This window comes from Nocardioides sp., from assembly GCF_051876515.1.
Classification (GTDB): Bacteria; Actinomycetota; Actinomycetes; order Propionibacteriales; family Nocardioidaceae; genus Nocardioides.
Window position 1 is genome coordinate 26,505 of record NZ_JBJEHY010000119.1, and the last position, 9,399, is coordinate 35,903.

At 71.9% G+C, this 9,399-nt stretch carries 10 protein-coding genes; 4 read left to right on the forward strand and 6 right to left on the reverse strand.

Annotated elements, in window-relative coordinates; genetic code table 11:
- Positions 1–2 precede the first annotated feature (2 nt).
- Entirely contained in the window at positions 3–1,373 is a 1,371-nt protein-coding gene (nhaA, locus tag ACI379_RS08675; protein WP_439791686.1) for a Na+/H+ antiporter NhaA, read from the reverse strand.
- 161 nt (positions 1,374–1,534) lie between these two features.
- Between nhaA and ACI379_RS08680 the strand changes: the two genes are divergently transcribed.
- Positions 1,535–1,924 carry a phage holin family protein gene (locus tag ACI379_RS08680; protein ID WP_439791687.1) on the forward strand — a complete coding sequence of 130 codons (390 nt, stop codon included), beginning with the start codon at positions 1,535–1,537 and terminating at the stop codon, positions 1,922–1,924.
- 1 nt (position 1,925) lies between these two features.
- On the opposite strand, the gene ACI379_RS08685 is transcribed toward ACI379_RS08680, so the two are convergent.
- From ACI379_RS08685 to nth, 4 genes are read right to left on the reverse strand one after another with little or no spacing between them, the layout of a single operon-like run.
- Positions 1,926–3,101, reverse strand: coding sequence for a MarP family serine protease (locus ACI379_RS08685; protein ID WP_439791688.1), 1,176 nt, complete (start codon positions 3,099–3,101; stop codon positions 1,926–1,928).
- Between the two features lie 3 nt (positions 3,102–3,104).
- Complete coding sequence (locus tag ACI379_RS08690; protein WP_439791689.1) at positions 3,105–3,839, reverse strand: NUDIX hydrolase; 735 nt, start codon at positions 3,837–3,839, stop codon at positions 3,105–3,107.
- On the reverse strand, positions 3,836–4,510 hold the full coding sequence (locus ACI379_RS08695) for a TlpA disulfide reductase family protein (RefSeq protein WP_439791690.1): 675 nt from the start codon (positions 4,508–4,510) through the stop codon (positions 3,836–3,838). Before ACI379_RS08695 ends, ACI379_RS08690 begins: the two co-directional genes overlap by 4 nt.
- Positions 4,507–5,163, reverse strand: a complete 657-nt coding sequence (nth, locus tag ACI379_RS08700) for an endonuclease III (RefSeq protein ID WP_439791695.1) — start codon at positions 5,161–5,163, stop codon at positions 4,507–4,509. The genes ACI379_RS08695 and nth overlap by 4 nt, the downstream gene beginning before the upstream one ends.
- Before the next feature lie 283 nt (positions 5,164–5,446).
- On the opposite strand from nth, the gene ACI379_RS08705 reads away from it, so the two are divergent.
- The 3 genes from ACI379_RS08705 to ACI379_RS08715 all read left to right on the forward strand — a co-directional run bounded on the left by ACI379_RS08705 (position 5,447) and on the right by ACI379_RS08715 (position 8,166).
- A complete protein-coding gene (locus ACI379_RS08705; RefSeq protein WP_439791691.1) occupies positions 5,447–6,124 on the forward strand; it encodes a Crp/Fnr family transcriptional regulator in 678 nt (225 codons plus the stop codon).
- Between the two features lie 153 nt (positions 6,125–6,277).
- On the forward strand, positions 6,278–6,772 hold the full coding sequence (locus tag ACI379_RS08710; RefSeq protein WP_439791692.1) for a SigE family RNA polymerase sigma factor: 495 nt from the start codon (positions 6,278–6,280) through the stop codon (positions 6,770–6,772).
- Positions 6,769–8,166 (forward strand): hypothetical protein, encoded by a 1,398-nt coding sequence (locus ACI379_RS08715; protein ID WP_439791693.1) that lies wholly within the window; start codon positions 6,769–6,771, stop codon positions 8,164–8,166. The genes ACI379_RS08710 and ACI379_RS08715 overlap by 4 nt, the downstream gene beginning before the upstream one ends.
- Before the next feature lie 153 nt (positions 8,167–8,319).
- On the opposite strand, the gene ACI379_RS08720 is transcribed toward ACI379_RS08715, so the two are convergent.
- Positions 8,320–9,399: acetyl-CoA hydrolase/transferase C-terminal domain-containing protein (locus ACI379_RS08720; RefSeq protein WP_439791694.1), on the reverse strand; the 1,080-nt coding region annotated here is incomplete at its 5' end.

Sequence of the window (9,399 nt, forward strand, 5' to 3'; positions counted from 1 at the left end):
GGTCAGGCCGCGACGTCCCCCTCCTCGACCTCGGGCTCCCGCCCCCGCGTGGCCAACCACAGCAGCGTCATGCCGATGAGGGCCGACAGTCCGGAGGCGAGCAGGATCCCGATCTTGGCGGCGGCGGCCAGCTCCTCGTGGCCGGGGAACGACAGGCCGGTGATGAACAGCGACACGGTGAACCCGATGCCGGCGACCGATCCCAGCCCCACCACCATCGGCCAGGAGGTGCCCTGCGGGAGGCGGCCCACCCCGAGCCGTACGGCGAGCCAGGTGCACAGAGTGATCCCCAACGGCTTGCCCAGCACGAGGCCGGCGACCACGCCCAGCGCGACCCCTGACGTGAGCGCCTCGCCAGCCCCGGCGAGGCTGACGCCGGCGTTGGCCAGCGCGAAGACCGGCAGCACGACGTACGCGGAGAGGCCGTGGAGCGACGTCTGCAGTCGTTCGGCCGGCGACACGGCGTGGTTGAGCAGGAAGTTCAGACGACGCAGCTCGGAGGCGTCGAGCTGGTTGTCGGCCAGGGCGTGGCGCAGGTGCGAGCGGGCGACCGACTCACGCAGCAGCGGCACGGTCGGCGTCAGCAGTCCGACCGCGACGCCGGCCAGCGTCGCGTGGACGCCCGACTGCAGCAGGCAGAACCACAGGACGACGCCGACACCGACGTACACCGAGGTGGTCCAGACCCGCAGACGGCGGAGCAGCACCATCAGGGCGAGCAGCGCGAGCGCGGCCGCCAGCCACCCGAGCGCCAGGTCCGAGGTGTAGAAGACGGCGATCACCACGATCGCACCGATGTCGTCGGCGATCGCCAACGTCAGCAGGAACAGCCGCGCCGCGGAGGGGATCCGGCGACCCAGGAGGCCGAGCACGCCGACCGCGAAGGCGATGTCGGTGGCCATCGGGATGCCCCAGCCGTGCGCCCCCTCGCCGCCGGAAGTGAGGAGCACGTACAGGAGCGCCGGCACCACCATGCCGCCCAGCGCGGCCACGACCGGGAGCGCCGCCGCCCGGGGGTCGCGCAGGTCGCCCTTGACCAGCTCGTACTTGATCTCGAGCCCGACCACGAAGAAGAAGACCACCATGAGGGCGTCGTTGACCCAGTGCAGCAGCGACTCGGAGATCTCCACGAACCCGAGGTCGACGGTGACGGTGGCGTGCCAGAACGCGTCGTAGCCGTCCCCCCACGGCGAGTTGGCCCAGACGAGGGCGACGGCGGCGGCGAGCAGCAGCAGGACGGATCCGGCGGCCTCGATCCGGAGGAACTCACGCAGTGGTCGCCCCACGCGGGCGAGGACGCGGTCGGACTCGATGTACGTCGGGCCGTCGAGCCAGATGTCGTCGCGGTGGTGGGGCGTGCTGGGCTGGGACATGGAGTCCTTCCGGGGAGGGGCAGTCGTCGTCCGCGTCGACCTGACGCGAGCCGACCAGACTTCCCGGCACACCGGGTCCGATGTTACCCGAGCGTCCGGTTGTGTAGGGTCACGGTTGGCCCCGAGTACCGCAGCACGCACGCACCACCGAAGGACGAGACATGGCGCCGCAGGACAACGACCCCACGCTGGGCAAGCTGGTCGCCGACGCCAGCCGCGACATCTCCACGCTGGTCAGCAAGGAGATCGCGCTCGCGAAGTCCGAGCTCAAGGTGAGCGTCAAGGCCGGCGGCACCGGCATCGGTCTCTTCGGCGCGGCCGTCTTCCTGCTGCTGCTGGCCGTCATCATGCTGTCGGTCTCGATCGCGTACTTCATCCACTGGGCCGGCCTCGGCCTGCACTGGGCGTTCCTGATCGTCTTCGGCGTGTACGTCCTGGTCGCCGCCCTGCTCGCCTTCATCGGCTTCAAGAAGGTCCAGCAGGTCAAGGCGCCCGAGAAGGCGCTGGCCCAGGCCCAGGAGATCCCCCGCGCGCTGCGCGGCCAGATCTGAGTCAGCCCACGCACGTCCCGGTCGCGACCGGGTCGTCCCGCTTGATGCCCTGAGCGGCCGCCTCGCCGGCCTGCTCGGCGGTGAGTGCGTACCCGGTCTCGGAGTCCGACACCGACGCCGCGAACACGACCCCGGCGACGTCACCACCGGAGGTGAGGACCGGTCCGCCCGAGTTGCCGGGACGGATCAGCCCGCGGACCGCGTACACGTCGCGGATCACGATCCCGTGGCCGTTGATGTCGGGCGACCGCAGCTTCTGCTGGCTCCGCACGCGGGCCGACTGGATGTCGAAGGGGCCGTCCTCGGGGTACCCGACCACCGCGACCGGGTCACCCGCGGCCACGTCACGGTCGAAGACCAGGTGCGGCGTGGTGGTGTCGTCGACGGCGAGGACGGCGATGTCGAGCTCCGGGTCGTACACGACGACCGTGCCGACGAGCGTCTCCCCGCCCACCTCGACCGTGGGCCGGGTGACGCCGGCCACGACGTGCGCGTTGGTCATCACGCGGCCCGGGGAGTAAAGGAAGCCGCTGCCCTCCACGCCTCCGGTGCAGACGTTCTCGCCGAGGACCTTGACGATGCTGGCCTCCGCGCCCACCACGTCGGGGTCGGTCAGCATGCGCTTCGGCCCGGCGGGGACGTCGACGATGCGCTCCGGGGCGAACGGCTCGAGGTAGCGCGGGAAGAACGTGGTCCCGACGACGTCGTTGAAGCCGCGCAGCAGCCCGTCGGCCTCCACGGGCAGCACCCGGTCGACGGTGCCGAGCACCGTGGACGCGCGCACCTGGGGGGTGATCGCGCCGATGCGGGTTCCGGTGACCGCCACGCCCAGCGCCCAGGCCACCACCAGGACGGCCATCGCGCTCAACGCCGCCCCTCCGACGGCGTCCACGGCCCGGACGGGCTGCCAGGTGATCGCGTCCCGGATCCTGGCGCCCAGCAGCTGGAACGTGGCCTGCCCGATGGTCGCGGACACCACGACCACCAGCAGCGCGCCCAGCGACACCCACACCGACGGGTCGGCGTCACCGAGCAGCACCGGGGCCAGCCAGACACCGAGCAGACCGCCAGCGAGCAGGCCGCCGGTGGCGAACGCCCCGGTGACGAACCCCTGCCAGTACCCCGAGAGCGCGTACAGGCCCACCAGGGCCAGCAGGCACCAGTCGAGGACGTTCACTGGCTACTCCTCGAGGCGGGTGTTGGGCAGGATGTCGGCGGTGTTCTGGGGCAAACCCTGCAGCATGTGGTCCGGCAGGTCACGCACCCGCGCCTTGTCCCACTCCGAGGTCCAGCCGAGGAAGTCGAAGAGCCGGGCGATGATGCCGGCCGTGAAGCCCCACAGGACGACGTCCTTGTCGTCGCCGATGAGGAAGCCGGGGCCGGTCCAGCCGCGCGGGTGGCGGACGTTGATCCGGTACTCCGGGTCGAGCAGGTCGGCGATCGCGACGTGGTGGATGGCGTGCACCTCGTCGGGGCTCGCGATGCGGACCGGGGTGCGTTCGCGCCACCACGCCAGCACGGGCGTCACCGCGAAGTCGCTGGGCGGCAGCCACAGCTGGGGCAGCTCGCCGAACACGTCGACCGCCTCGGGGTCGAGCCCGATCTCCTCGTACGCCTCGCGCAGCGCCGCCTGCTCCGGCGTCTCGCCGGGGTCGATGCCGCCGCCGGGGAACGAGACCTGCCCCGGGTGCGAGCGCATGTGGTGGGCACGCTCGGTCAGCAGCAGCTCGCCGCGGTGGGCGAGGTCGTCGACGGTGTCGATGCCGTGCTCGGTCTCGCGGTCGGCGAAGACCATCAGCACCGCGCCCTGGCGGCCCTGGTGGTCCTCGGGCGGCTGGAAGCGGGTGAGGTGGTGGACGGTGATCTCCTCGGTCGCCTCGACGACCGGCTGCATCCACTCGGGCAGGGAACTCATGGGCGGCCTCCGCGCTCGGACTCGGTGACGTCGATGCCCAGGTGCGCGTCGACGAGGGCGACGACGTCGTCGAGCGTCGTGATGACCTGGCCGTCGAGCCCGTTGGACCCGCCCACGACGGTGCCGTCGGCGTCGATGAAGGCGAACGCCGGGAGCCCCACGCGGCTGTACTTGAACGCCTCGTGCGGGGTCAGCTCAGCGCCGGGGTCGGCCACGGACGGGTAGGTCACCCCCGTCTCCTGCGCCAGCTCGAGGGCAGCCAAGGGGCGTACGTCGTTGAAGTCGATGCCGAGGACGGCCACCTGGTCGCCGTACTTCTCGTGGAACTGCTGGAGCGCCGGCATCTCCTTGATGCACGGCTGGCAGAAGGCCTGCCACAGGTTGATCACCATCGGGCCACGCAGCGTGGACAGGTCGACCTCGCTGCCGCCCCCCAGGCAAGGCAGCGTCACCTCGGGCAGACCGCCCTCGACCGGGCCTCCGGGGTCAGCCGGCACTACGGAGGCACAGTCCTCCATCCCGATCTCGGCCTTGAGCGCGGCCATCTCGGGGGTGTCGACCTCGATCTTGGGCGGGGCGGGCACGAACGGGGTCTCCGCGTCACTGCAGCCGGCCAGGACCAGCGCGACCGTCGCAGCCCCGGCGACCGCGGCCGTACGCCAGCGCCTCACGCCGGCCCCTGCGTACGGACGAGCTTCTCGGCCTCGATCGGGTCGGTGGGACCTTCGCCGTACGACGGGCAGCTGCGCGCCAGCGGGCAGGCGCCGCAGGCAGGCTTCTTGGCGTGGCAGCGGCGCCGGCCGTGCCAGATGACGTGGTGGCTCAGCATCGTCCAGTCGCGCTTGGGGAAGAGCGCCCCGACGGCGAACTCGACCTTGACCGGGTCGGTCTCCTCGGTCCAGCCGAAGCGGCGCACGAGGCGACCGAAGTGGGTGTCGACGGTGATGCCGGGGACGTCGAAGGCGTTGCCGAGGACCACGTTGGCGGTCTTGCGTCCGACGCCGGGGAGCGTGACGAGGTCGTCGAGCCGTCCGGGCACCTGGCCGTCGAAGCGGTCGACGATGGCGGCGGACAGGTTGAGCAGGGAGGTCGTCTTCTGCCGGAAGAAGCCGAGCGGGCCGACGATCGTCTCCAGGTCCTCGCGGCGGGCCGCAGCCATCGCGCGCGCGTCCGGGTACGCGCCGAACAGCACCGGGCGCACGGCGTTGACGCGGCGGTCGGTCGTCTGCGCGGACAGCACGGTGACGACCAGCAGCTGGAACGGGTCGTCGAAGTCCAGCTCGCAGTGGGCGTCCGGGTACGTCTCGGCGAGCACCCGGTTCATCTTGCGGGCGCGACGGACGAGTGAGGTCTCAGGCTTCTCGACGACGGGCAGCGGCACGCGGTCAGCCTACGTGGGGCCACCGACAGTCGTACGTGCCGTCGCCGCCTGCCATATCCTCATGAGGTATCGACTCGACGCCTCCGCACCTCCGAAAGTGGGACCGTTTCTCGCTCCCACACGGTGGGGAATAGCACATGTGACCGGTGCCACCGGTAGGATCGAGTTTCGTCAAGTGCCTTCGCACACACGCGCGCGCGGAGGAAAGCCCACACAAGGAGCCCACGTGGACAACGACGTGTTGCGTCAAGCCCCGCTCTTCAGCGGACTCGACGACGAAGCGACCACCGCACTGCGCAACTCTCTGGCCGAGACCAAGCTGCGCCGCGGGGAGGTCCTCTTCCACGAGGGCGACTCGGGCGACCGCCTGTACGTCGTGCTCGAGGGCAAGGTCAAGCTCGGCCGTTCCTCGGCCGACGGCCGCGAGAACCTGCTCGCCATCATGGGCCCCGGCCAGATGTTCGGCGAGCTGTCGCTCTTCGACCCGGGCCCGCGCTCGGCGACCGTCACCGCGGTCACCGACGCCGCGTTCGCCTCCCTCTCGCACGAGGACCTGCTGCGCTGGCTCGACGGCCGCCCGCAGGTCGCCCGCGGCCTGCTGTCGCAGCTCGCCGCCCGCCTGCGCAAGTCCAACGACGTCGTGGCCGACCTGGTCTTCTCCGACGTCCCCGGGCGCGTCGCCAAGGCGCTGCTCGACCTGGCCGACCGCTTCGGCCGCTCGGCCGACGACGGCATCCACGTGCACCACGACCTCACCCAGGAGGAGCTCGCCCAGCTGGTCGGCGCCTCCCGCGAGACGGTCAACAAGGCGCTGGCCGACTTCGCCTCGCGCGGCTGGGTCCGTCTGGAGCCCCGCTCGGTGGTCATCATGGACATCGAGCGCCTGGGTCGACGCGCGCGCTGACGTACGACTTCAGAAGGGCGGGCTGGCCACGTGCCACCCGCCCTTCGTCGTTCCCGGAAGTTGGTCGGCACCGGTGCCACCCGAACGCAGGCCCGCGGGCGTCATACGTTCTGAGGGCCGCCGAGGTGGCGGCCGTACGAGGCGGAGGAAGCAGTGCTGACAGCGGACGAGGCCGGGTTCACCGCCTTCGTGAGCGCCCGCAGCGGCGCCCTGCTGCGGGTGGCTTACCTGCTGAACGGCGACCACCAGCACGCCGAGGACCTGCTCCAGACGGCGCTGGTCCAGGCGGCCAAGCACTGGGAACGGATCCACACCTCCCCCGAGGCGTACGTGCGGCGCACCCTGTACACCGCCAACGTCTCGCGCTGGCGGCGGCACCGGGTGCCGGAGGTGCCGCTCGAGCACGACCGCGGCGCACCCGACGTCGACACCCCGGCCCGGCTCGCGCTCCTCGACGCCCTGGCCGGGCTGACCGCCAAGCAGCGCACCGTGCTGGTGCTGCGCTACTACGAGGACCTCACCGAGGCCCGTACGGCCGAGGTGCTCGGCATCTCCGTGGGAACGGTGAAGTCCACCAGCCGCCAGGCGCTCACCCGCCTGCGTGAACGCCGCCCCGACCTCGCCGAGCTGATCGGGAGTCCGTCATGAACGACCTCAAGACCTCGCTGCGCGACCTCGCCGAGAACACCCCGGTCGCTTCCGCCCGGCCCGCGGCGGACCTGTGGGCCCGCGGGCGGAAGGCCCGGCGTACGGAGCGGGCCGCCCGCCTGGCAGCCGCCCTCGCGGTGGTCGCGCTGCTGGTGACACTCGGGGCGGTGGCGCGGCCCCTCGGGGACCCGCTTCCGGCGGACCAGCCCACGGTACCCCGGGGTGGCGCGCTGCCCGCGGTGGTGCACGCGCCGACGTACCCGGCCCGCGACTGGATGCCCGGCGCGCAGTTCGACGAGAAGAAGCTGGTCACCGACCTCGCCGTGGGGCGGGTCTCGGTGGCGGTGTCGCGGGGTCGCAACGCCCCCCTGCTCGTCCGCGCGGATGACGGCAAGCACCTCCTCGTGCAGCTGCCCGACACCGACGCCTTCAATCCGAATGAGGGCTCCTTCCTGGCCCTGCGCCCCGACGGGCGGGCACTGGCGTACCCGTGGTGGCGGCGCGGGGAGACCACTGCCGAGACCGAGGCCGGCGTCGGCGTCGTCGACCTGCTCACCGGGGAGGTGGAGCAGTACACGCTGCGCGGCCGCAACGACCGTCCGGTGAGCGTGCAGAAGATCAGCTGGTCCCCCGACGGCACCCGCCTGGCCTGGCTGGGCGACGAGGCGGTGCAGTGGGACGAGGGCGGGACGTCGTTCCGAGGGCAGGTGCAGAGCGCCGGCACCCTCGGAGCAGACGGTGAGCCCGTCACCTGGGACCTGCCCGGTCACCCGGAGTCGAGCGCCGTCGCCGCCACCAGCACTGGCCTCGTGCAGGTCCTGTCCCAGCGACGCCTGTGGACGCTCGTGGAGGGCCGGGAGGCGGCGGGGAGGAGGGTGGCCGAGGCCCGGCAGAGCTGGACGACCGCAGTGGTCAGCCGCGACGGGACACTGCTCACGGCCGGCCGGGCAGACCCGGGCACCGTGCTCGCCACCCTCGCTCTGGACGACCCGACGGCCCGGCTCCGGCGGGCGCCGTGGAACTCGACCGCCAACGGCCTCATCGACGCCACCGTCGTCCCGCTGGGGCAGTCGGCCATGGACACGTTCGTCGTCGCGGTGCTCCCCTCCGCCCTCGCCGGCGCCGACGCGTCCGGGCACCTGGAGACCCGCTCGGCCGACGGCAGGACGCGGAGCGACCTGACTCTCTTCGAGGGGGCCCCCACCACGATCAGCGTCGCCACCCAGCTCGCGGACGTCCCCTCCGTCGCCTTCCCCGCCCCCGACTGGCCGTACAGCGACGAGCGGAAGGTCGTCCTGGTCCTGCTGGCGCTCGGCGTGGTCGTCGCGGTGGCGTGGCTCGTACGGCCGCTGGTGCGGCGACGGCGCGAGCGGCGCGCCGCTCTCCTCCCGTAGCCACCGCCCTGCCCCTAGCCGCTCTCCGCCGTGCCACCGCGGCTGGCCCCACCCCGCTGGCCCCACTCCTCCCTTGTAACGCGCAGTTATGGCCTCTGACCGTGCGGGCGGCGCCAGGGCAGGGCGGCGCCGGGGCAGAGCGCCAGCGCCCCCTCACATGCTCCCGGTGTCCAGGAACCGCTGGTGCCAACTCAACGCCTCGGCGAGCAGGTGCGGCGTGTGCCGGGCGTTGGGGCGGGCGGCCTCGGCACGGGCCACGTAGTCGTGCAGCGCGTCGCGGAAGTCGGGGTGGGCGCAGTTGTCAATGACGACGGCGGCGCGCTTGCGCGGCGAGAGGCCCCGCAGGTCGGCCAGACCCTGCTCGGTGACGATGACGTGCACGTCGTGCTCGGTGTGGTCGACGTGGGAGACCATCGGGACGATCGAGGAGATCGCGCCGCCCTTGGCCGTGGAGGGGGAGACGAAGAAGTTCAGGTACGCGTTGCGGGCGAAGTCGCCGGACCCGCCGATGCCGTTCATGATCGCCGAGCCCATGACGTGCGTGGAGTTCACGTTGCCGTAGATGTCGGCCTCGAGCATGCCGTTCATCGCGATGATCCCCAGCCGGCGGACCAGCTCGGGGTGGTTGGAGATCTCCTCGCTGCGCAGCAGCACCTTGCCCTTGTACGCGTCGATGTTCTCCATCAGCTTGGCGACGCCGTCGGTGGACAGCCCGAACGAGGTGGCCGAGGCGAACCGCAGCGTGCCGTTGTCGAGCAGGTCGATCATCCCGTCCTGGATGACCTCCGTGAACGCCGTCAGCCCGGTGAACTCACTGGCACCGAGCCCCTCGAGCACCGCGTTCGCGACGTTGCCGACGCCGGACTGGATGGGCAGCAGATCGGCGGGCATCCGACCGGCGGCGACCTCGGCGCGCAGGAAGTCCACGAGATGCTCCGCGATCGCCCGCGACGTGGCGTCCGGCGCCGTGAACGCCGAGTTGCGGTCCTGGGCGTTGGTCTCGACGACGGCGACCACCTTCGCCGGGTCGACGCGCAGGTACGGCTCCCCGATCCGCTGGGCGGGGTCGGTCAACGGGATCGGGACCCGGTACGGCGGCAGCGCGGCCCCGTAGTAGATGTCGTGGATGCCCTCGAGCTCGCGCGGGTGCCACGAGTTCACCTCGAGGATCACCTTGTCGGCCTGCTCCAGCCAGGTCTTGTTGTTGCCCACCGAGCTGGAGGGCACCAGCAG